The sequence below is a fragment of the Vibrio sp. SG41-7 genome (genome assembly GCF_014164465.1).
Taxonomy (GTDB): Bacteria; Pseudomonadota; Gammaproteobacteria; order Enterobacterales; family Vibrionaceae; genus Vibrio; species Vibrio splendidus.
Window position 1 is genome coordinate 14,406 of sequence record NZ_JACJFF010000059.1, and the last position, 18,863, is coordinate 33,268.

Annotated in this window: 32 protein-coding genes and 2 tRNA genes; 27 read left to right on the forward strand and 7 right to left on the reverse strand. The window is 44.7% G+C overall.

Annotated elements, in window-relative coordinates; translation table 11 throughout:
* Positions 1-160: 160 nt before the first annotated feature.
* Both yegQ and H5300_RS15770 read left to right on the forward strand, forming a co-directional pair.
* The gene (gene yegQ / locus H5300_RS15765; RefSeq protein ID WP_017090971.1) at positions 161-1,579 is read left to right on the forward strand and encodes a tRNA 5-hydroxyuridine modification protein YegQ; all 1,419 of its coding nucleotides are present in this window, start codon (positions 161-163) and stop codon (positions 1,577-1,579) included.
* A 32-nt stretch (positions 1,580-1,611) separates the two neighbouring features.
* The gene (locus tag H5300_RS15770; protein ID WP_004735061.1) at positions 1,612-1,866 is read left to right on the forward strand and encodes a YfhL family 4Fe-4S dicluster ferredoxin; all 255 of its coding nucleotides are present in this window, start codon (positions 1,612-1,614) and stop codon (positions 1,864-1,866) included.
* 42 nt (positions 1,867-1,908) lie between these two features.
* On the opposite strand, the gene H5300_RS15775 is transcribed toward H5300_RS15770, so the two are convergent.
* Together H5300_RS15775 and mepA are read right to left on the reverse strand one after the other, a co-directional pair.
* Positions 1,909-2,217 carry a hypothetical protein gene (locus H5300_RS15775; protein ID WP_017079848.1) on the reverse strand — a complete coding sequence of 103 codons (309 nt, stop codon included), beginning with the start codon at positions 2,215-2,217 and terminating at the stop codon, positions 1,909-1,911.
* Between the two features lie 275 nt (positions 2,218-2,492).
* Entirely contained in the window at positions 2,493-3,332 is an 840-nt protein-coding gene (gene mepA, locus H5300_RS15780) for a penicillin-insensitive murein endopeptidase (protein WP_182796377.1), read from the reverse strand.
* 710 nt (positions 3,333-4,042) lie between these two features.
* Between mepA and H5300_RS15785 the strand changes: the two genes are divergently transcribed.
* Positions 4,043-4,438, forward strand: coding sequence for a hypothetical protein (locus H5300_RS15785; RefSeq protein WP_259397693.1), 396 nt, complete (start codon positions 4,043-4,045; stop codon positions 4,436-4,438).
* Positions 4,435-5,709, forward strand: coding sequence for a DUF6575 domain-containing protein (locus H5300_RS15790; RefSeq protein WP_182796378.1), 1,275 nt, complete (start codon positions 4,435-4,437; stop codon positions 5,707-5,709). Before H5300_RS15785 ends, H5300_RS15790 begins: the two co-directional genes overlap by 4 nt.
* Here H5300_RS15790 and H5300_RS15795 read toward each other — a convergent pair.
* The 3 genes from H5300_RS15795 to H5300_RS15805 all read right to left on the reverse strand — a co-directional run bounded on the left by H5300_RS15795 (position 5,696) and on the right by H5300_RS15805 (position 7,838).
* Entirely contained in the window at positions 5,696-6,400 is a 705-nt protein-coding gene (locus tag H5300_RS15795; RefSeq protein WP_182796379.1) for a site-specific DNA-methyltransferase, read from the reverse strand. The genes H5300_RS15790 and H5300_RS15795 overlap by 14 nt on opposite strands.
* Before the next feature lie 136 nt (positions 6,401-6,536).
* The gene (locus H5300_RS15800) at positions 6,537-7,505 is read right to left on the reverse strand and encodes a tyrosine-type recombinase/integrase (RefSeq protein ID WP_182796380.1); all 969 of its coding nucleotides are present in this window, start codon (positions 7,503-7,505) and stop codon (positions 6,537-6,539) included.
* 36 nt (positions 7,506-7,541) lie between these two features.
* Positions 7,542-7,838, reverse strand: coding sequence for a helix-turn-helix domain-containing protein (locus tag H5300_RS15805; RefSeq protein WP_048663757.1), 297 nt, complete (start codon positions 7,836-7,838; stop codon positions 7,542-7,544).
* 121 nt (positions 7,839-7,959) lie between these two features.
* Here H5300_RS15805 and H5300_RS15810 point away from each other — a divergent pair, with 121 nt between their 5' ends.
* From H5300_RS15810 to H5300_RS27980, 23 genes are all read left to right on the forward strand, one after another.
* Positions 7,960-8,175 (forward strand): hypothetical protein, encoded by a 216-nt coding sequence (locus H5300_RS15810; RefSeq protein ID WP_048669589.1) that lies wholly within the window; start codon positions 7,960-7,962, stop codon positions 8,173-8,175.
* Positions 8,172-8,369, forward strand: a complete 198-nt coding sequence (locus tag H5300_RS15815; RefSeq protein ID WP_102492611.1) for a hypothetical protein — start codon at positions 8,172-8,174, stop codon at positions 8,367-8,369. The genes H5300_RS15810 and H5300_RS15815 overlap by 4 nt, the downstream gene beginning before the upstream one ends.
* 4 nt (positions 8,370-8,373) lie before the next feature.
* A complete protein-coding gene (locus tag H5300_RS15820; RefSeq protein WP_017099390.1) occupies positions 8,374-8,643 on the forward strand; it encodes a hypothetical protein in 270 nt (89 codons plus the stop codon).
* Entirely contained in the window at positions 8,640-8,903 is a 264-nt protein-coding gene (locus tag H5300_RS15825) for a hypothetical protein (protein WP_102492610.1), read from the forward strand. The genes H5300_RS15820 and H5300_RS15825 overlap by 4 nt, the downstream gene beginning before the upstream one ends.
* Before the next feature lie 33 nt (positions 8,904-8,936).
* A complete protein-coding gene (locus H5300_RS15830; protein ID WP_102492609.1) occupies positions 8,937-9,140 on the forward strand; it encodes a hypothetical protein in 204 nt (67 codons plus the stop codon).
* Positions 9,141-9,142: 2 nt separating this feature from the next.
* Positions 9,143-9,406, forward strand: coding sequence for a hypothetical protein (locus H5300_RS15835; RefSeq protein ID WP_048657928.1), 264 nt, complete (start codon positions 9,143-9,145; stop codon positions 9,404-9,406).
* A 9-nt stretch (positions 9,407-9,415) separates the two neighbouring features.
* Positions 9,416-11,281, forward strand: a complete 1,866-nt coding sequence (locus H5300_RS15840) for a replication endonuclease (protein WP_182796381.1) — start codon at positions 9,416-9,418, stop codon at positions 11,279-11,281.
* 66 nt (positions 11,282-11,347) lie between these two features.
* A complete protein-coding gene (locus H5300_RS15845) occupies positions 11,348-11,665 on the forward strand; it encodes a hypothetical protein (RefSeq protein ID WP_132715526.1) in 318 nt (105 codons plus the stop codon).
* Complete coding sequence (locus H5300_RS15850; RefSeq protein ID WP_182796382.1) at positions 11,658-12,218, forward strand: hypothetical protein; 561 nt, start codon at positions 11,658-11,660, stop codon at positions 12,216-12,218. The genes H5300_RS15845 and H5300_RS15850 overlap by 8 nt, the downstream gene beginning before the upstream one ends.
* The gene (locus tag H5300_RS15855) at positions 12,202-12,669 is read left to right on the forward strand and encodes a hypothetical protein (protein WP_182796383.1); all 468 of its coding nucleotides are present in this window, start codon (positions 12,202-12,204) and stop codon (positions 12,667-12,669) included. Before H5300_RS15850 ends, H5300_RS15855 begins: the two co-directional genes overlap by 17 nt.
* A complete protein-coding gene (locus tag H5300_RS15860) occupies positions 12,629-13,393 on the forward strand; it encodes a hypothetical protein (protein ID WP_048666226.1) in 765 nt (254 codons plus the stop codon). Before H5300_RS15855 ends, H5300_RS15860 begins: the two co-directional genes overlap by 41 nt.
* Positions 13,394-13,524: 131 nt before the next feature.
* Positions 13,525-13,653 carry a hypothetical protein gene (locus H5300_RS27970; RefSeq protein WP_017081565.1) on the forward strand — a complete coding sequence of 43 codons (129 nt, stop codon included), beginning with the start codon at positions 13,525-13,527 and terminating at the stop codon, positions 13,651-13,653.
* Between the two features lie 12 nt (positions 13,654-13,665).
* Entirely contained in the window at positions 13,666-14,481 is an 816-nt protein-coding gene (locus H5300_RS15865) for a major capsid protein P2 (protein ID WP_048666225.1), read from the forward strand.
* A 9-nt stretch (positions 14,482-14,490) separates the two neighbouring features.
* The gene (locus H5300_RS15870; protein WP_048666224.1) at positions 14,491-14,763 is read left to right on the forward strand and encodes a hypothetical protein; all 273 of its coding nucleotides are present in this window, start codon (positions 14,491-14,493) and stop codon (positions 14,761-14,763) included.
* Between the two features lie 3 nt (positions 14,764-14,766).
* On the forward strand, positions 14,767-14,913 hold the full coding sequence (locus H5300_RS15875; RefSeq protein WP_165901754.1) for a hypothetical protein: 147 nt from the start codon (positions 14,767-14,769) through the stop codon (positions 14,911-14,913).
* Positions 14,913-15,119, forward strand: coding sequence for a hypothetical protein (locus H5300_RS27975; RefSeq protein WP_048658788.1), 207 nt, complete (start codon positions 14,913-14,915; stop codon positions 15,117-15,119). Before H5300_RS15875 ends, H5300_RS27975 begins: the two co-directional genes overlap by 1 nt.
* A complete protein-coding gene (locus H5300_RS15880) occupies positions 15,100-16,056 on the forward strand; it encodes a hypothetical protein (RefSeq protein WP_182796384.1) in 957 nt (318 codons plus the stop codon). Before H5300_RS27975 ends, H5300_RS15880 begins: the two co-directional genes overlap by 20 nt.
* On the forward strand, positions 16,053-16,676 hold the full coding sequence (locus tag H5300_RS15885; protein ID WP_182796385.1) for a hypothetical protein: 624 nt from the start codon (positions 16,053-16,055) through the stop codon (positions 16,674-16,676). The genes H5300_RS15880 and H5300_RS15885 overlap by 4 nt, the downstream gene beginning before the upstream one ends.
* Complete coding sequence (locus H5300_RS15890) at positions 16,676-17,098, forward strand: hypothetical protein (protein WP_182796386.1); 423 nt, start codon at positions 16,676-16,678, stop codon at positions 17,096-17,098. The genes H5300_RS15885 and H5300_RS15890 overlap by 1 nt, the downstream gene beginning before the upstream one ends.
* The gene (locus H5300_RS15895; protein ID WP_055319856.1) at positions 17,095-17,427 is read left to right on the forward strand and encodes a hypothetical protein; all 333 of its coding nucleotides are present in this window, start codon (positions 17,095-17,097) and stop codon (positions 17,425-17,427) included. Before H5300_RS15890 ends, H5300_RS15895 begins: the two co-directional genes overlap by 4 nt.
* Positions 17,428-17,486: 59 nt before the next feature.
* Complete coding sequence (locus tag H5300_RS15900) at positions 17,487-17,915, forward strand: M15 family metallopeptidase (RefSeq protein WP_182796387.1); 429 nt, start codon at positions 17,487-17,489, stop codon at positions 17,913-17,915.
* Positions 17,912-18,322: a hypothetical protein gene (locus tag H5300_RS15905; protein WP_048666340.1), complete on the forward strand. Its 411-nt coding sequence runs from the start codon at positions 17,912-17,914 to the stop codon at positions 18,320-18,322. The genes H5300_RS15900 and H5300_RS15905 overlap by 4 nt, the downstream gene beginning before the upstream one ends.
* Positions 18,322-18,453, forward strand: coding sequence for a hypothetical protein (locus tag H5300_RS27980; RefSeq protein ID WP_258166914.1), 132 nt, complete (start codon positions 18,322-18,324; stop codon positions 18,451-18,453). The genes H5300_RS15905 and H5300_RS27980 overlap by 1 nt, the downstream gene beginning before the upstream one ends.
* A 181-nt stretch (positions 18,454-18,634) precedes the next feature.
* Here H5300_RS27980 and H5300_RS15910 read toward each other — a convergent pair.
* Positions 18,635-18,711: transfer RNA gene (locus tag H5300_RS15910), tRNA-Trp, on the reverse strand.
* 34 nt (positions 18,712-18,745) lie between these two features.
* A tRNA-Asp gene (locus tag H5300_RS15915) sits at positions 18,746-18,822 on the reverse strand.
* Between the last annotated feature and the right edge of the window lie 41 nt (positions 18,823-18,863).

Genomic DNA, 18,863 nt, shown 5'->3' on the forward strand with positions numbered 1-18,863 from the left:
TTCTTCTCCACCCCGCTTATCAACACCTAACAACACTCTTCGCAATACCATTGTTATCTTTAGGGCTATCAACCAAACTCATTTTAGCGTAAAATTTGCGCCCCTTTGATATCACTTGGTGGTATCAACCTGACTTGAGATCAGATTAGAGAACGAAGCAATGACGACACAAAAACCATTTGTACCTGAACTATTATCACCGGCAGGAAGCCTTAAAAACATGCGTTACGCATTCGCCTACGGCGCAGATGCAGTTTACGCTGGCCAGCCACGTTACAGCCTTCGTGTTCGTAACAACGAGTTCAATCACGAAAACCTACAAATCGGTATCGATGAAGCTCATGCTCAAGGCAAAAAGTTATATGTTGTATGTAACATTCAGCCACACAACTCTAAATTAAAAACATTCATTCGCGACCTTAAGCCAGTTGTTGAGATGGGCCCTGATGCTCTTATCATGTCAGATCCTGGTCTTATCATGATGGTACGTGAATCATTCCCTGAAATGCCGATCCACCTTTCAGTTCAAGCAAACGCTGTAAACTGGGCGACTGTAAAATTCTGGTCTACCCAAGGTGTTGAACGTGTAATTCTGTCTCGTGAACTATCACTTGAAGAGATCGAAGAGATTCGCGAGCACTGCCCAGAAACAGAGCTAGAAATCTTTGTTCACGGTGCTCTATGCATGGCTTATTCTGGTCGTTGCCTACTTTCAGGTTATATGAATAAACGTGACCCGAACCAAGGTACTTGCACTAACGCTTGCCGTTGGGAATACAAAACAGAAGCTGCGAAAGAAGACGAAAACGGTCAAATAGTTGAAGCTAATCCAACTGGTGTCGCTATTCAAGAAGTAGAAGCGCAAGAAGTTGAAGTTCAAAATGAACGTCCAGATAACACGCTAGGCCTTGGTAAACCAACTGACGAAGTCGTGTTGCTTTCTGAGTCACACAAGCCAGAAGAGAAAATGGCAGCGTTTGAAGATGAGCATGGTACTTACATCATGAACTCAAAAGATCTTCGCGCAATCCAACACGTTGAGCGTTTAACTAAGATGGGCGTTCACTCTCTGAAAATCGAAGGTCGTACTAAGTCTTTCTACTACTGTGCACGTACAGCACAGGTTTACCGTAAAGCTATCGACGATGCTGTTGCAGGCAAACCATTTGATGAGAGCCTAATGGGTACGCTAGAGAGCCTAGCTCACCGTGGCTACACTGAAGGTTTCTTGCGTCGTCACACTCACGACACATACCAAAACTACGAGTACGGTTACTCAATCTCAGATACTCAACAATTCGTAGGCGAATTCACTGGCAACCGCCGTGGTGACTTAGCGGAAGTCGAAGTGAAGAACAAGTTCCTAGTTGGCGATAGCTTAGAAATGATGACACCAAAAGGTAACATCGTTTTCAAATTAGAAGTTATGGAGAACCGTAAATCTCAGCCAGTAGATGACGCAAAAGGTAACGGTCACTTTGTATTTATTCCAGTACCGGCTGATCTTGACCTAGAATTTGGTTTGTTAATGCGTAACTTGAGCGCAGGCCAAGATACACGTAACGCTTCAGGTAAATAACTTTACCTAGAAACTCTACTGAGAAGAAAGCAATGGCTCTGTTAATAACTGACAAGTGCATAAACTGCGATATGTGTGACCCAGAATGCCCAAATGGCGCAATCACGATGGGTGACAGTATCTTCGAAATCGATCCTGATTTATGTACTGAGTGTAAAGGTCACTATGAGAAGCCAACATGTCAGTCAGTGTGCCCTATTACAAAGTGCATAATCACTGACCCAAACCATATTGAAACTGACGACGAATTATTAGAAAAGTTTGTCATCATTCAAGGCTTGACCTAAAAGAAAAAAGGTTCAACTTAATCATCAAGTTGAACCTTTTTTTTAACCCGATTTTTCAATGGGGTATATGTTGCAGAACATCTCTTTCTCAAATTGATATTCGAGTTGTTCTCGCCAGTTTTTAGCTTGAGATACCGGTACCAAATAAAAGTGCTCCCGACTGGTATCAGTGACAAACGCCAATCCATGCTGCATCAGTTCATAATGAACATCATTCACAAAGCTAGGGTCTAATCGCTGTCGACCTGTTAGGTGGTTTATATCTTCTCTAGAAATTGAAATACCGACATTTTCACTACTGAATCTATGTCTTAACCATTTAGAGAATTCCCTCGCGCAAATCATAGTCATTGTCTTATCCTTGGAATTTTTATAGACGGGTATCAGACTCTGATTTTCATATACTTCACATAAGCCGCATCTTTCACCCAAGAAACACGCCATCCCTGACTAAGCATTATCAAATTCATCGTTATTTTTGCTCTTGTCGTTATTCGTTTGTTTTGATATCAAACGATGTTCTTAATTACGTGTTTATAAACTCTAGACAAAAGTGTGACATTTCTCCAGTTTTAGAATCGCGAAAACCAGTGGCATTACCACTGTAAAACACCTCGATAAATACATTACCTATTCGATATCAAGGCCAAACACTGACTCGGCATCACTTTAACTTTCTTTTTTTTCTTAGTTTTAGCCACTTTTTTAGGTGGAGGAACTGGAATGGTCTGCGGAGCCCAACTTGCAAGTTCATCGCCACAACCATCACCTTTAGGCGGATTTGCTTGAGCGATACAGTTAGAGCTGCCTTCAGGGCATTTTAAACGAACATGAAAATGGGAATGATGCCCCCACCAAGGTCTGATTTTGCCTAACCAGGTTCTATCATTGGCATCAGGATCTTCTTGTTCACAAAGAGCTTGTTTAATCACTGGATGGACAAAAATACGCACCACTTTTTCATCTTTCGCGGCATAGCGAATAACTTGAAAATGGTCACCGGTCCAATTTGATTTACGCAGTTTGTAATTGGTAAGGTCGACAACGCTTATTGGCTTAGGAACAGCGAGCTCATTTTCGGAAAGTCTCTCATCAGTGAGCCTTAACCATATATCAATATCCAAGCCAGTCTGGTGGCTTGAATGACCAGATGAGAAGCGTCCCCCTCGAGGTAACGAAATATCGCCAACTAATAAGTTGGTGTTGAGTTGTTCACTTGCAATTACACCTAACCTTTCAATAAACTGAATGGCCTCGGTATGGCCATAGTAGCGCTCTCTCTGAGGACGAATTACTTGGTAACCTTGACCGTCAATTGGCAAAGCCTGTGCACCGTCTAGACAGCCATTAGCGTAACTACCGATAGATGAGGTTGAATTTCTTGTCGGGCTCTTTTCTTTTTCCCATGGGGTTGCCGATACGTAAAACGAACAAAAGATAAGAGCTGACGTACAAAATAACCTCATAACAATTCCAAATAAATGATCTCTATTTTCATACTAGTCGTCATTAGGAAATAGGTGCATATCGAGGATGATATTTTGAAGATAAAGAGGGATTTTTATTTGGATAGGAGATTAATGTCCAAATAATAGAAAGTAAAAAGGCTCGAGCATTTCTGCCGGGACGCGCAGTCTAGAGCCTTAAATATGACAGGGGTGGACTGAGCCAGCACTCCGGAGATTAGACCGGGCTGGCTATCTAGCTCACAACATTACTTCGTAGAAGCAACAGATGCAAAAAAGCCTCAGCATTTCTGCTGAGGCTTCGTATATGGCAGGGGTGGAGAGATTCGAACTCCCAACACGCGGATTTGGAATTCTACAAAACCAACTATAAAAACAGCATGTTAGAGTAATTAAAAAATCAAACGACTAGTATTTCCGTCTATTTCAGTATTTTATATAAAACGGCACTTCCATCCCTTTAGCTCAAGTGAGTCAACTAAATAAATTTTTTGCCATTTCAGAATCAGCTCAAGAACAAAAACTCAACTAGTTTAATGAAGAGCCACTAGTGACAACGAATAAATGTTGGCAAATTTTATACCATTCAGTTATTTGAAGTAGATCATTGAAACAAACAGAGTACGACTAAACTTGTTGAATATAAGTACGGTCTATCTTAGTATGCACGCCATATAAATATAAATAATTCTTGTTAATGGCTAGGTATTATGAGCGACAAAAACTGGGATGCTGATTATCCGACACATCTTACTATTCCACCAGAAAATGCAATAGAAATTGACGCATTTCTTTTTAGGTTGGTACATAAAAGTAATCCCGATGCACTAGATTTCCTAGCTAGCTTTAAAGATCCTAGTCAAAAACATCTATCAAAAAAACCATTCTTTAGAAATAACCCTGGCTTTTACGCGACCTCGTTTTTTGATACACGTGCTAGTATTGAAGAACTAGTAGAAGAAAGCCCAGAACGTTTCAAAGGGCAAATGATCGCGGAAGGTAAAGTAAAACCAGAACATGGAAAAGGTAAATCATCAAAGAAAAGTAGTCATGTATCTATCTGGTTTTACGATGGAGTCTATCCTAAAGGGTTTAAGGTAATATGAGTACTAAAAGTGACTTGCTTTTCTTAAAAAGTAATAGATGTGGTTCATTATACTACCATAATGTATATAGTTATTATGATGGTCCAATAATTTTCACAGCCTTGAATGAGTACGACCAATTATTTTTCTGCTATAGCTTAGGAACTGATGACGCATCGGATCGATGGCTAGTTGTTCCTACATCTCAAGACAAGATAAATAGCCTTGAACAGAAAGATATACCTATCATCAAAATGATTAAACCATCAGCTCTGGCGAAAGTTCTTCTAGTTAAAATAGACCTTGATAACTTTGAAGTTTCAGAAGAATTTGTTGTAGCGAAAAAGCTTCCCTACAAACTCCCAAAAGAAACTGTATTTATTAGAGAAAACATTAATTATGACGGAAAACGAAGACATTCACATCGTATAAGAATTGCTAAAAATAATTCAAAACATGATATCGTCTCGGAGACCCTTAATAAGGTTTCAGAAGTATTTGGAGAGTTCTGTCGCCATTACCTGAACAAACATGATATCTCCGTCTCTTTCTACCCTCGGGATGCAGTGAAAGGCTCTTTCGTTTATAGAGTAAAAACAACCACAAAAGATTCTGAATCATTCGAAACTAAAGGTTATGAGCTTTTATCAAAAATTTCATCCCATCAAGATTTTCTGGATAGTTTAGAACAACAAGAAATAGATTTAAGATTAGTTCGAAAACTATTTGATTTAATTGGAACTAATAATATTGAAATTCAATTTATTGATGAAAGTTCTACGCAAACTATTTTGGACTTAAGCCCGAGCTATGTTGATGGACTTCTTCCAGCCATAGATGAAAAATTAGGGTCTTATCTTGATAGTACTATGGTTCCACAAGCTGACAATTTAAGTAGAATCAAACTCTATCTAAATATTGTTAGTAGCGGACGAGTTGTTACTGCGGATGAATTAGATGTCGACCCTAGACAAGTTAGTTACTACCGAGACGCATGTAAAACGCTATCATTAATTCATGAATATTCTTCTCTGACTCCTTTAGGGTTAAAAGTTGCAGAGTCTAAGGATGAAAATGAGTGGCTCAAAATAATCCAAAGACAATTTGAAGAATCTGATTGTGGTTATCTTTGGATGTTGGATCAACAAGTCAAGTCAACACTCAATATAGATGAAAACACTGCAGCCCAATTCCTCATTGAGAACTGTAACGGCTTAAGTGAGAGTACGAGCCGACGTAGAGCTCAGACATTAAAATCTTGGGTAATTAAATTCAAAACTATTGACGTGTAGCAATTATCCTTGATTTAGTCAGCTCAACCGCTTCGCTGTTTAAATCATTGCCTCGGAAAATGCGATTGTGCAGTTCCGAGGCCTGCCCTACAAAACCAGCTCCACAAAACGGGTCAATAACTAATTCATTTTCTGAAGTACTTTGAAGTATTAACGTCTCTGCAAGCTTGACTGGTTTTTCCGTTGGATACCCTCGCCAAACTCTTTTTTCTGTTAATACATCTGGAATAGAAAGATCATTTAATTTCCGTTTACCCTTTTCAAAAAATAAAATAAATTCATACCTAGCTCGATAATGGTAGCCCATGCCAATTGCCACCTTATCCCAGACTATTGGTTTCCAAAATTTAAATCCAGCCTTCTCCGCAATAGGTTTAACAATAAACATCGTCTCTTGATCACAGAACAAATAAAAATGACTATTCTTTTTCAATATTCGATAAACTTCCTCAAGTAGCTCTTCAAATCGACTATTAGGAAAAATACTAAACCATTTATTACTCGAGGATTTACTATTTTTTAGACGTGTGGTGGTACCGATTTTTCGATGCTTTTCAAGTGACTCATATGGAGGATCTGTGATAACTAAATTCACAGAGTTACTGGGAATAGTTCTCAACCAACTAATAGCATCCAAGTTTGAAATATCTGGTTCATTTTTAAGGAGAGTTGCATTACTGTCACTAGACATATTTATTCCACTATATTTATTTATACGGTCAAGTATGACACTTGATTAACATAAAATCACTACGTGATTAAGGCTGAAAGAATTGAAAGTTGACGTTTCTCAATGATCTTTCTCTACTTTAAATTAACCAACGTTCTCACTTAGTATTTCTATTTTGATGTTGATTTAAAGGGTTCAGAATTAATGTCTCTTCTAAGTGTTCAGGAGCCAAATGTGCATAACGCATAGTTGTCGTAATTTCACTATGGCCAAGTACATCTCTTAGCTTCACAATATTGCCGCCGTTCATCACATAATGGCTCGCAAAGGTATGACGTAGAACGTGAGTCATTTGTCCTTTAGGTAAGTCAAGATTTGCTTCTGAAACCGCCTTTCGAAAGGTCGACAGGCTCTTCAAAAACATTATCTCGTCACTGATAGGCTCAAGAGTAGTGAGCTCTTCATAAAGCGTTTGATTGATTGGCACCGTACGATTCTTGGATGATTTGGTATTCAAAAACGTGATCTGATTGTTTTTGATTTGTGAAGGCTTTAAACTTTCCGCCTCCCCCCACCGAGCACCCGTGGCTAAACAAATCTTCACGATAAAGCTCAAAGACTGGTTGCTGAACGTTTGACAGGATTCCAATAGCCTTGCGATCTCATCATGAGCCAAATACCTCAACTCTTTTTCACGCTCTTTGAATTGACGAATTTGAGTGAGCGGATTATCGAACTCAATCACCCCTAACCGACTTAATTCATTGAACATTGCTCTGAGATAGGCATGCTCTCGGTTGATCGTGGTCGTTGTCACTTCAATACTTCGCAGCTCTCGATAATGCGCAAAATCTTTACTGGTGAAATCGCTCGCAATGGGGTTCCCTAAACGCTCTGATATTCGATAAAGACTCTTTCTCAGTCGAATGTGATCGCGTAGCGTCTTACCATGCATTCGATACCAAAGCGTGATCAATTCATCCAGCGTTCGAAAGTCTTTCCCTGCACATTCCCGCTCAAGTTTTAAGGCCAACCGCTTATCAAGTTGCATGGCCTTTCGCTCACTCTCAAACACCTGATTAGGGGCCAGACTTGAATAATAATTCGCATTCTTCTTTAAAATCATTCTTCCCCCATCGATAGTATTTAAGCAAGCAAACCGTTAAGCAAGTTTCTTGTCGTTGGTTACTTTTTCGACAATGCCGAGCTCTAATAGGATAGAAAAGTCGGGACTAATTTGACCCGACTCAGGAAGAGTTTCATTAGTAACTAACCAATAGGCGTACTTTTTGAAGTGCTCATTCTCCGTGATCTTAATCAAATTTTCACTTTTTAATTCCTTTCGCGACTGTTCACAATTTCTCAGGGTACCTATTGAAATATCAATAAGTTGTGCCATTTCCCCCTGTGTTAACTGTTCTGCAATACGAATCGCTTTGATCTTTTTTCCTAATTCCACTCTTGATCTCCATACGCCCTTAGGCGTACATTACAACTACGCCCTTAGGCGTAGCTTTAAAATTAGCTTCATCATATTTCCGTGTATTTCACGAAAATCATCAAACCTACGAGGATATCACATGCCAATGTTGCCCGCGTTATTCATGTCTGTGCCTTTATTTGCACGTTCTCACGGAATGAGTGAAAAACAGGTACTCAATCGTCTTGATAATGCTGATTTACCCGAAGTGGAAAAAGAACTCGATGCAGGGAAGCGGTATGTCGACCTCGTCGAACTCGCGGCTCGTATGGAAGCAGGACAATTTAAACTGTCGATCTTGAGGAAGAAATCATGACCCCTCTTGTCCAAATCTTCTCAAACCAAAAATGCCTACCGGTGGAAATCGTGCCAGCCAATGAGCACTCCTCGAATTTCTCGCGTGCCGTGTCAGAGATGGAAGACCGAGCCGGTCACCCTGCATCGTTCATGGCCACCAATCTTGCCATCATCCCGCTTGAGGGTGATTTGCGCATAGTCGTACAAGGATAAGCCCATGACTCACGCCGACGTCACTCAACACCTTTACCGTTTTTGGGTGGAGGCGTATCACCAAGATATGCACTGCCTAAAAGAGAGCGCCCCTTCAAGCTTGGTGACTCAAGCGCAGTCTGAGCTCATTCATGAATCGATTCTTGAGCGTTTACATGAAGTGCGCGTTTACGCCGAAACCAGCGGCGAACACCGCTTAGCACAATCCATTGATGACGCTTGCACAAAAATGTACTTGTTCAACGAAGCACCCAGCAAGGAGTTAGCCCAATGAAAGTCCAAACCGAAAACAACCTTGTCTATGACAGCAATCACCCAAAATGCCAGCTCCACTTTGCCCGAACCCACGGGCGCGGATTTGCGTTCATTCAATGCCTCGATACTGGATTAGACGGCAAAGCGGAAAGGGTTAAGCGTTACTGGGGATTCTATGCCGACTCTCTTGATGAAAAAAAGAATGAAGCGGATGTTTATCGCATCATGAATTCAGGCAGTCCATGGCCTGACTTACCATCTTGCCATCATCCCGCTTAAAGGTGATTTGCGCATTGTTGTGCAGGGGGAGTCATGGAAACACAAATTTACTCTATCAATATCGACGTTAACACCTACGAAGAAGCTAAAGAGCTTTTTGATTACGCTACACGAAGAGTCAAGCCAAAAGTTAACGCTTGCTTGTCTCTTGAAAAGCAAGCAAATCAAAGCTTTTGGGTGCATGTTCGCAATCAATCGCTTGAAGCCATGAATGTACTAAAGCACTTAGAAAAATAAGTATGAGTGACGTTAATTACAAAGAGGCAGTATCTATCGCAGAGCTGCCTATCACCGACCCCATACACAAGCCCTGCCCCGACATGGAAGGGCTCAAAGACTTTGACCCAGAAAAAACCGAGAGAGCGTGTTTCTTAATATCGAAGCTAAGAGAAAAGCACGGCATTAAAAAGCGCGTTAAACCGACGCCTAAACCCTTGAATTACAACTGCACCGAACGAGGTTGTATCGAGCCTTGGGGAACAGTGAGTAAAGGAAAAACTTAAGGTTGGACTATGAGTACCTACAAACGATTCCATCAACCCAACATCAATCTGTCGTTAAGTCAGTATGTCTCCAATCTCACGGCGCACCTGCCGGTGATGATGCGTCAAGATCTGGAACTTAAACTAGGTCTACGTAAAAAGCGCAGCAATCCGACCGACCGTAATCTCGCCTTATTCATCACCGAACGCGTGAGCTTTGTGGATAAGGTCGCTCACCACTTTACCCAAAAGTTTCCGTTTGGTTTCGTCAACCATGAGCCCAAACCGCTCGAACTGACGCACGACATCTTGATGAGCGATGATGCGCTTAAAAATTTTGCCATTCAACTCACCGTGGCCTTTGTCGAAATCATCAACGATATTGCCGTGACCGACACCGAAGCGCGTATTGATGGCATTCCTGAGAGCCCCACCGATTACTATCACGCCCTGCACTATGCCTTTGAGCAAATCCGAGATTTGATGCTCAAGGTCTTCATTGATCCACCAAACGCCGACACCCGTGATATCGGTAAAAAACTCACGATTCGTGACGCTGAAATCCTTTTAGAGTGCGCGATTCGTCGTTGTATTGACCCTAAAAACTTAGTGCGTAAATTCAAACGCCTTCGCAAGCGCTACATTGAACACGCTCAAGTCACCCTTGGCAATGTGGGGGAAAAACCCAGTCAACATAGTTGTGTGTCGCGCCTGACTCTCTCCAACTTCAAACAACAATTACGCGAGTCTGAAGCCTTCATGAAAAGTATGGTGGTCATCAACCACGACACCCTGCAAGAGTTCAATCTCGATGAGGTGGCCTCTCGCACGACCGCCAATCCAGATAATCGGTACATTGAATTGGTGGTTCGCAGTCGCGGGGATGAAGAGCGTGCGATCGATATGGGATTCGAAGGGGTCTTCATCACATGGACACTCCCGTCTAAATATCACCGCAATTCGTCTAAGTGGAACGGCTGCACCGTCAAAGAAGCGCATCAAAACCTGATGGAACAATGGAGACTCGCCCGCGCCCACTTCGCCAAACAAGACATTCCTTGGTTTGGCCTACGGGTGGCCGAGCCCCACAAAGACGGGACACCTCATCTTCATGCCTTTGTTTATTGCCCTGCAGAATACAAAGCCGACCTCATGCGCATTTGTGCAAATATCGCCCGAAGTGAAGATGCCAACGAGCTCTACAACAAAAAGAAACGCAAAGCCCGTTTTCACGCCAAACCTTGCAACCCTAAGAAAGGCAGCGCTACTGGCTACATCATCAAATACATCTCTAAGAACATCAACGGGGCGCACCTCCCAGAGGGTAACGCGGCCAGTAAGGCTCTTTCTGTACGCGCTTGGGCTAGTGCGTGGGGCATCAAACAGTTCTCTCAATCGGGCTCCCCAGCGGTGGGTCTATGGCGACAACTCAGACGCGCGAACAAAGCCGATGTCGCGATTGATGAAGCGTTAATCGACCTACATGAGCATGCGGATAAATCACGATGGAAAGACTTTACGAAGCACATTGGGGATTTACGCCTCGCCCATGAAATGCAGATTAACCAGTACGGCGAAACCACCAAGCGGGTGATCGGGTTGGAATGGTTAGGTCACGTGATCGAGACCTGCCGCGATCACTTTTCGGTGGTGGCGAAGTGCGATGTGGACGCGTGGAAAAAAGCGCGGAGCGCTGTCCCTTGGAGCACTGAAAATAAGTGTAACCCACCGCCGGAAATGGAGATATCCCCGCTCGAAAAAGCGTTGATGGACGTGACGGGTTGGAGCGTAAAAGGGGTTCAATGCTTACTCAAACCGCTGTCGATGGGGGCGAAAATCCCCATTGATAAGCACACCACTCTCAGCCTGATAAATGGAAGATTGGGAGTGACTTAACCCACGCCAACGATGTGAATCAGGGGCCTTTTATCCAATACCAACGTCGAGAGACAGGGGAAGACAATGAAAAGACTATCGCTTGAGGAATGTCAACGAGATTTAGCCGCCCTCGATGCGGCTGATAAGCTGACCGCCAGCCTAAAAGTGGAAATTGACCGTTTTAAAGAAATGGACACCGGCGCACTCATGAAAAAAGCCATGGGAATGTTGATGAGTGGCAACCTTTCACTGGAGGCGTTAGGCCTTCCCGTTAACTTGTTTGAGCAGCTTGAACACCTCGAAAAGCTCAATGGGGTGGCTCGCCTGAAATACCGCTCAGTCGTGGAGGCTCAAAAGCAGCAGCTTGATGAGATTGAAAGTGCAGAGGTGGATCATGGCTGAACATAAAAACCCAACCCGTGGGTATATATCTTGTCCTGTTTGTCAGTCGGTCGCCAGCGCCCATCAAGTGGGTGAAGGGAAGCTCATCGCTACAGGGGAGCCGCCTAAAAACAGCCGCAACATTGGATTGATGTATTACCGTTGCCCAAAGTGCGGTAACAGCTCACATAGCCATGAAGTGACCAAGTTCATTAAAGCGAATCTTGTCGCTGACCCAACCGAACTTCAACCGACAGTCACCGAAAAACTGTCGGTGGTTGATCCGGTTTTGATAACCGAACCTAACCGAACAGAGGTAACCGAACTAACCGAGGGGTTAACCGAACCGGAAGAAACACAGGAAACCAGTAAAGACGCGGTTTCCAACCGAGAGGTAACCGAAACCGCCGACGATGAAGAAGCTGAAAACACCCAAAGCACGTTTTCCTTTAAACGAGTCATAACAGCGTTGGTGTCGGTTATCTTCCTCCTCTGGGCATTTTCTCAACTGCTACCCAAACCGAAAGCCACAACCGAACCAACACAAGGGGGTGAGCATGGAGCAAACGAATGAGGTCTTGTTGGATGAGCCTGCGGCGTTGGATGATTGGGGAGATTTTGGGGCGGTCATTGAGCAGCTTGAACAGCAAGAGCAAGGTGAGACCGATTCGGTTCACCTAACCGATTCAACCGAAACCGTCACCGAAGATAAAACCGAAGCCATGGCGGGGTTACTGGATATTGTGTTTGCCTTGACCGAACAAGCCACGTCCATTATTTCAGGGGTTGAGTTTGAATTTGACGGTAAAGGTAAACAAGCCGTCATTGATGCCGCGCAACCGGTCTTTGCAAAGCATGGTTCAACCTTGATGGGAGTGTTTGGGGACTACATCGAAGAGGCCACGTTACTGCTGGCTGTTTTGGGCTTGATCTATTCGTCTAAACAACAAATGGCCGTATTGATGCAAGCTAAGGAGGTCGAGGGTGAACAAACCAAAACCCCTAGCCCTACCGAATCCCGTTAACGCTAACCCATCCTTTGATGCCGAACACACCCTCTATGTAGCGGGAACGGGAGGAGGAAAAACCTCAGCCGTTAAGTATTTAGGGTTAATCCCTAAAACCGCACAAGCGGTCTTTTTTGACCCCTATGCCAATTACGCGGGGAGTAAGTTTCAAGGGCAAATGTGCCACGGCACGAAGTCACGTCTAGCGTTTGTGAAATCGCTGGTGATGGCGCGTCGTCGTGGCGGCTCGTTTAAGTTGGCGTACGTACCAGCCAATGGGGCAACCTATGAAGAGTTGGAATTTTTCGCGTCAGTGGTGTGGTCGGTCGGTAACGGCCGAGCAAGCCGGCTCTATACGGTGATTGAAGAGTTAGCCTCCTGCGTAGAAACCTCTGGCAAACTTCGAGGTCGTGCGGGTGAGCTGTTGCGTGGCGGGCGTCAGTATGGCCTTGTGGTGCACTCCATATTTCAACGAGGTCAAGAGGTCCCGAAAACCGTGACCGAGCAATCCAGCGTTTGGTGGGTGGGCGCGGTGAATTCCATGAGTGATGCTCAATGGATCGCGGATAAACGCGGGTTGGATGTGAATACCATTGCGACGTTGAAATCCGCTAAGATCAACAAGCAACGTATTGGAAAACCGATCGCGGAATACCTCTTGATCCGTGATGGTATCGGTAATATTGAGCATAAGGCGCTGAACTGTCAGTCAGGCTCAAGACTCAATTTGAACTACCGATAACCGGCCTTTTTAACCTATAGGTTACCCGTCCAACCTATAGGTTAAATCCCCTTTCTTTTTAAACGCAACTCCACTTCTATAAAGACTCAATGTATCTGTTCGAAATCCAACGTCGAGAGACAGGGGAGTTTATGAAAGCTCAGCATAAAAACATCTTGATTGCTGTTGTACTGACCTTACTGATGATTGCCATCATTAATAACGTCTCAACGTTAGAAGCAGTCAAACAACTCATCAACGGCAAACGTGGCTGGTTTTAAGGGGAGACAAACATGTCAGTAAAACCAATCAAACTGAATTCCATGGTCGGGGCCGCTTGGGGACAAAAAGGCACGCTGCCTATTCCTGTAGGGCCGACTTACCATGAGTTAGTGCTAGAGACGAATGCCGAGGCCGCCGAGATTGAACGCTTGTCGATTACGCTGAATGCAGAGGAAATCTATATCTTAACGGGCAGTGAAATCCTGATGTTAGAGCGCTACAAGCAACGTGCTCATACGACTGGCCATTACGTGATCCCATTCAGTGACATTACCGCTCGCACTAAAAATGGGGTTCGCTACACAGGACTCGTGACGGAGGCGGGCGATAACATTCATTTGGATGTTCAGTTCAAAGCGAAAGCCAGCGGTGATCCCCTGTCTATCCAGGTTCATGCTTGGGTCACCAATGCGCAACCTGCCCGTATCTTGGTTCCAATGATAAAGCGTGAAACCATGCCAGCGAACGCCGCAGGAGTAAACGAGTTTACGAGCTTAGTCTCAAGCCCGTTAATCAGTTTGCGCCGAGCGCACTTTATGCACGCGGGCATTACTAAGCTCGAAATTGAACGTGACTTTGTGAAAGAGTACGAAGCCAACAAGTTCATCAATGAAGCGAACGCCAAACGGAACGAACGTACCCCGCAAGCCGGTTATTTTCACTTTGATCCGATTGTGCGTGGCTTTTCTATTGATGAGCTCTTTCCAACACAACACAGCTCTAATTTGAAATTTTCAGTGACCACGAGTGACGTCGCCGGCTCAATTCCTATTTTGATTGAATCGGTCAAAGTGGTTCGCCCTGAAATGCTCGCAGGTAAATACTAAGGAGCACGCATGAGCTTTTTTGATGACCTGTTGGAGTTTGGTGAAGGGGCACTCGATAGCGTGGGCGAAAATGCCGATTGGTTATTTGGTCACAACGCGAATTCGTCTAATCCCAACACCACGCAGCAGCCAAACACCCCAGTGGTCGACAATAATGGCAATGCCGTGACAACGCCACAAGGTGGCGCTGTCGTGGCGAAAGATAACACCTTACTTTATGTCGGTGGTGGGATAGCGGCGCTCTTGGTGGTGGTTCTTCTCATTGTTCTCTTCAAGGATTAGCGCATGCCATTACTTTTTATCGGTTTGGGCGGTCTGGGGCTTGGAACGGCACTCGGGGTTGGTGTGAGTCAGGGACTCAACAAAACCTTAACCGCGATTGCGGTGATGGCTTTGCTCTACCTTGCCTATAAATTAGGAGTATTTCGCTAATGCTAGGCTCACTCACCTCTTTAACGGGGGGCGGAGGCTTGACGGGGGGCTCATCGGGACCTGCAACGTCTGGGAACACCTCCAATACCACCAATAACAGCGGCTTTACGGCCGGCGCAATGAACTTTGGCAGTCATAACGGCATACCGTGGTGGGGAATAGCGCTCGTGGCGCTTTTTGCGCTGTATGTTTTTACTCGAAAGTAACTTAATTCCTGAAACGTGGGGAAACGCCAAGCCGAAGTTAAGTCAAGCGCTTGGTGACTACATCAAGCAAGCTGAAATTGAAGTGAAAGCGGGGCGAGAGTCCCTCTATCGAGTCGAAGACACGTTCATGTTGTTACGCGGCGAGCAATCCCCCTCCGGCGCTAAGGAGTTGGTTGTGGTGGCTTTAGCGGGTGACATGGCCATCGGGACGCTCAGTGCTCTCAATCACGGAGTGGCGAATGGGTTTGATTCGATTCGCGCTCACTTTAATCAGCGCGGCGCTTATCGCTACATTCAACGTAAATTGCAATTGCCCGTGCGAGAGATTGAGACCCACAAGAATGAGCACGTATTACAAATAAGGTTTGATGACATGGGTGGACGGAGTAAATCAAAGAGCAATGCGAAAACCATCACCACGACCACCAACAAAAACAACAGTCTGGGCATTGGTGGTGATAACAACGGCTTTGCTCTGTCAGGGATAGAAAACTCTGACATTAATTTAAGCATGACTGACCACGGTGCCATGGCGGTGGCGGGTAAGACCGCAGAAGAGGCGTTTAACTTTGGCAATAACGCCTTAGATTTGGCGTCAGATAGCGTAGATGCGTCGCTTGGTTTTGGTGAAAGCGCACTGGATGGCGCGTTTAGCTTTGGTGAGAGTGCATTAGGGTCCAACGCTGCTCTGAGTGAGTATGCGATAGGGGCAAACACGAACCTGAGTGAGCACGCGATAGATTCCATTAAATCCATGGCAGGTCAACAAACGGAAACCACCAAAGCCGCGATTGCCATGGCGAACGCTTCCAAAGCAAGAGAGCAAACGGGTGAGAACGAAAGCAATAATGAGCTGTTGAAAAACGTGTCTCTTATGGTGGGCATTCTCAGCACGTTAATGACCATGGCCTATTTATTCTCGGGGCGTAAGAAATGAAACAACTCCATACCCTAAGCGCGGGCGAACGCGTTCAGTTTAACGCAGGTCAGGCAGGCAAATACCTCATCATTCGTGAAGCCAGCCATTCCCTCATGCTTCGCGGAGACGCGTTACGTCCTACAGAAATCGGGCGGGGTGATACGGTGGATATCACTCGTTTTGATGAGCTTGAACTTTTTAACCATCAGGCGGAACCGGTCACGGTTGAATATCAAGTGGCGGACATTCCCATCAGCACCAAATCTCAAAACATCGATATTAATAATTCCGTCACGATTAGCGAAATCTTAACCCCCATCACTGTCAGTGCCGTTCAAGCAGAAGTGAAGACGCGCATTCAAAATGACACGCTAACTGTGAAGAAGCTTGCTGACCTTTACACCTTGCAAAAGGTCGATACGGGCTATCTGGATTTAACGGGAGATGAACAAAGCATTGCGGGAAATGAAGAGCGGAAAGGACTCTTTATTCAAACCTATCAAGATAATGAGCGCTCTGTTTTGGTTCAAGGGTTGATTGAGGTTGTCGCCGGTGGTCATGTCCTTATCAAAAGCAATGAAGCCATTACATTGGAAGGCGTTGCTGGGGATGGTGTTCGTATTGGGGAGTTTATCTAATGTTTGAACTTCACAATCCTATTGGCAGTCGTGGTGATAAGACGGGAAACGGTGGTTTTCAATCATTAGTATTAAGCAACCAGTATGCTCAAGTTTCAGATGCCACAAACCGAAAAGTAGAGTTTTCTCTGTCAGATGATGTAGAGCTACTGGAAGTACGAGTGGGTTGGTCGGATAGCGAAAATTCAAGGAACTTAGATCAAGTCACCTTTTGGTCTCAATGCTTTGATGCTCATGATGAGATGATAGCTAATAGCCATAGGGCAATGGTAGTTCCCTTTGTGGCTGGCTTTTCAATGCGATTTTATTTCATTCCTATTTTGACACCGAGCAACGCGAAAAAAATCATATTTACTTGCAATTATATTGATATTCAAGTGTGCATTGTGTCTCGAACGACCTTTAAGGAGTTAGAGCGATGATACAGGTCGATACGCAGGGGCGAATTGTCACGATTAACGCGCCTCAAGCGTCAACTCAATTAATCAGTTTAGAGGTCCAACTGACGCAAGACGTCGCCCTTAATCCCGAACTCTACCGATGGACTGGTGAGGCTTTTGTCCTGTCACTAGAGGCTCAACAAAATAAAGAGCAATCTGAAAGGCGCACAAAGGCTAAACATTACCTTGATGCGACCGATTTTTACTTAGTCCGTCAAGTAGAAACCGGCGCAGACGTCCCCCAAGAGGTTCTCTCCAAGCGCGAAACCGCTCGATCGTTACTCGTGACCCTGTTACCGGACTTTGAATAATGACCATTCAAAAGTTGAGTGCGCTCGTTGTGCTCTTCACTTTACTAGGAGTGTATTTCATGAACAAAAAAACCGTGGAGAAGGCACTTAGTCAGTTTGCGTTATCAGCAAGAAGTGAGTCACGCATGATTGGGGTTCATGGCGATCTCAAGCGCGTGGTTCGCAGGGCGATAGAGTTAACCCCTTTTGATTTTGGGATTACCTCGGGAAAGCGAACGGCCGAAGAGCAAAACGCCCTCTTCAAAAAAGGCGCCAGCCAATTAGACGGCTACAGCAAAAAAAGCCGGCACCAAACGGGGCATGCCATCGATTTTGTCGTGTATGACGAAAACAACAAAGTCACATGGGGCTTTAGTTATTACGAGCAAGTCAGTTGGGCGTTTAAACAAGCGGCGCAAGAGCTGAATGTCCCTATTGTCTGGGGTGGGGATTGGGTTAGCTTTAAAGATGGGCCTCATGTGGAGCTCGATAAACGGGTTTACGCATGATAGGCGCCATCGCAAACCTCATCACTGGCGGCATTGATGCCTATAAGCAGCACGGCCTCAATAAAGCGAATGCCCTCAAGCGACAAGATGAGCTTGAGCAAGAGCGTCACCGAGCTCAAGTGAAGCGTTTACAGTCTGGGGATGAAAAGGCCGCTGATTTGGATAGGGTGAGCCTCAAAGATCGTGGCCTTAAAGATGAGTTCATTCTCTTGGTGGTGTTTGTTCCTCTGATTTTATCGTTTATCCCAGACTATGCCGAGTATGTGCAAGAAGGCTTCAAAGCGTTGGAATTTGTGCCTGAGTACTATTGGTACATAGTGGGCGCAGTGGTCATCGACACGTTTGGTTTTCGCTCTATGGTGCGTTACTTATTGGAGTTCTTTTCATTTAAATTCAGGGGTAAGTAATGGAGCTACTCGTCTCACTGAACAGCATGGGCTTATCGCCGACCTGGATAGCGTTACTCGTTGTGTTATGGAAGCAAGATAAACGCTTAACCATCATTGAAACAATTTTAGAGGGTAAAAAGAATGGCTAAAACAGGGGTCAAAAGAAACGGCACGTTAAAAAAGGGGTATCGCTTCGCCAAAGGTGGGCGTGTTGTGAAAGCAAAAAGCACCACAAAGAAGCGAAGAAAACGTCGATAAAATAAATTGCAGATAGCAAAAAGGCCACTCAATGAGTGGCCTTTTTTCATGCATAAAAATGCACTTTGAAGATGGCAGGGGTGGAGAGATTCGAACTCCCAACACGCGGATTTGGAATCCGCTGCTCTGCCAATTGGAGCTACACCCCTATTTCAGTTTTAAAGAGCTGAACCTCTGAATAAGTGGCGGAGTGGACGGGACTCGAACCCGCGACCCCCGGCGTGACAGGCCGGTATTCTAACCAACTGAACTACCACTCCGCAGTGGTCAACTCACTAAGTGAGCGTCCATATCCCCAGGT

Bases quoted from the DNA above. Each gene is read 5' to 3' on its own strand.
- yegQ (WP_017090971.1), top strand. From the start codon at position 161: ATGACGACACAAAAACCATTTGTACCTGAACTATTATCACCGGCAGGA.
- H5300_RS15770 (WP_004735061.1), top strand. From the start codon at position 1,612: ATGGCTCTGTTAATAACTGACAAGTGCATAAACTGCGATATGTGTGAC.
- H5300_RS15775 (WP_017079848.1), bottom strand. From the start codon at position 2,217: ATGACTATGATTTGCGCGAGGGAATTCTCTAAATGGTTAAGACATAGA.
- mepA (WP_182796377.1), bottom strand. From the start codon at position 3,332: ATGAGGTTATTTTGTACGTCAGCTCTTATCTTTTGTTCGTTTTACGTA.
- H5300_RS15785 (WP_259397693.1), top strand. From the start codon at position 4,043: ATGAGCGACAAAAACTGGGATGCTGATTATCCGACACATCTTACTATT.
- H5300_RS15790 (WP_182796378.1), top strand. From the start codon at position 4,435: ATGAGTACTAAAAGTGACTTGCTTTTCTTAAAAAGTAATAGATGTGGT.
- H5300_RS15795 (WP_182796379.1), bottom strand. From the start codon at position 6,400: ATGTCTAGTGACAGTAATGCAACTCTCCTTAAAAATGAACCAGATATT.
- H5300_RS15800 (WP_182796380.1), bottom strand. From the start codon at position 7,505: ATGATTTTAAAGAAGAATGCGAATTATTATTCAAGTCTGGCCCCTAAT.
- H5300_RS15810 (WP_048669589.1), top strand. From the start codon at position 7,960: ATGCCAATGTTGCCCGCGTTATTCATGTCTGTGCCTTTATTTGCACGT.
- H5300_RS15815 (WP_102492611.1), top strand. From the start codon at position 8,172: ATGACCCCTCTTGTCCAAATCTTCTCAAACCAAAAATGCCTACCGGTG.
- H5300_RS15820 (WP_017099390.1), top strand. From the start codon at position 8,374: ATGACTCACGCCGACGTCACTCAACACCTTTACCGTTTTTGGGTGGAG.
- H5300_RS15825 (WP_102492610.1), top strand. From the start codon at position 8,640: ATGAAAGTCCAAACCGAAAACAACCTTGTCTATGACAGCAATCACCCA.
- H5300_RS15830 (WP_102492609.1), top strand. From the start codon at position 8,937: ATGGAAACACAAATTTACTCTATCAATATCGACGTTAACACCTACGAA.
- H5300_RS15835 (WP_048657928.1), top strand. From the start codon at position 9,143: ATGAGTGACGTTAATTACAAAGAGGCAGTATCTATCGCAGAGCTGCCT.
- H5300_RS15840 (WP_182796381.1), top strand. From the start codon at position 9,416: ATGAGTACCTACAAACGATTCCATCAACCCAACATCAATCTGTCGTTA.
- H5300_RS15845 (WP_132715526.1), top strand. From the start codon at position 11,348: ATGAAAAGACTATCGCTTGAGGAATGTCAACGAGATTTAGCCGCCCTC.
- H5300_RS15850 (WP_182796382.1), top strand. From the start codon at position 11,658: ATGGCTGAACATAAAAACCCAACCCGTGGGTATATATCTTGTCCTGTT.
- H5300_RS15855 (WP_182796383.1), top strand. From the start codon at position 12,202: ATGGAGCAAACGAATGAGGTCTTGTTGGATGAGCCTGCGGCGTTGGAT.
- H5300_RS27970 (WP_017081565.1), top strand. From the start codon at position 13,525: ATGAAAGCTCAGCATAAAAACATCTTGATTGCTGTTGTACTGACCTTA.
- H5300_RS15865 (WP_048666225.1), top strand. From the start codon at position 13,666: ATGTCAGTAAAACCAATCAAACTGAATTCCATGGTCGGGGCCGCTTGG.
- H5300_RS15870 (WP_048666224.1), top strand. From the start codon at position 14,491: ATGAGCTTTTTTGATGACCTGTTGGAGTTTGGTGAAGGGGCACTCGAT.
- H5300_RS15875 (WP_165901754.1), top strand. From the start codon at position 14,767: ATGCCATTACTTTTTATCGGTTTGGGCGGTCTGGGGCTTGGAACGGCA.
- H5300_RS27975 (WP_048658788.1), top strand. From the start codon at position 14,913: ATGCTAGGCTCACTCACCTCTTTAACGGGGGGCGGAGGCTTGACGGGG.
- H5300_RS15880 (WP_182796384.1), top strand. From the start codon at position 15,100: ATGTTTTTACTCGAAAGTAACTTAATTCCTGAAACGTGGGGAAACGCC.
- H5300_RS15885 (WP_182796385.1), top strand. From the start codon at position 16,053: ATGAAACAACTCCATACCCTAAGCGCGGGCGAACGCGTTCAGTTTAAC.
- H5300_RS15890 (WP_182796386.1), top strand. From the start codon at position 16,676: ATGTTTGAACTTCACAATCCTATTGGCAGTCGTGGTGATAAGACGGGA.
- H5300_RS15895 (WP_055319856.1), top strand. From the start codon at position 17,095: ATGATACAGGTCGATACGCAGGGGCGAATTGTCACGATTAACGCGCCT.
- H5300_RS15900 (WP_182796387.1), top strand. From the start codon at position 17,487: ATGAACAAAAAAACCGTGGAGAAGGCACTTAGTCAGTTTGCGTTATCA.
- H5300_RS15905 (WP_048666340.1), top strand. From the start codon at position 17,912: ATGATAGGCGCCATCGCAAACCTCATCACTGGCGGCATTGATGCCTAT.
- H5300_RS27980 (WP_258166914.1), top strand. From the start codon at position 18,322: ATGGAGCTACTCGTCTCACTGAACAGCATGGGCTTATCGCCGACCTGG.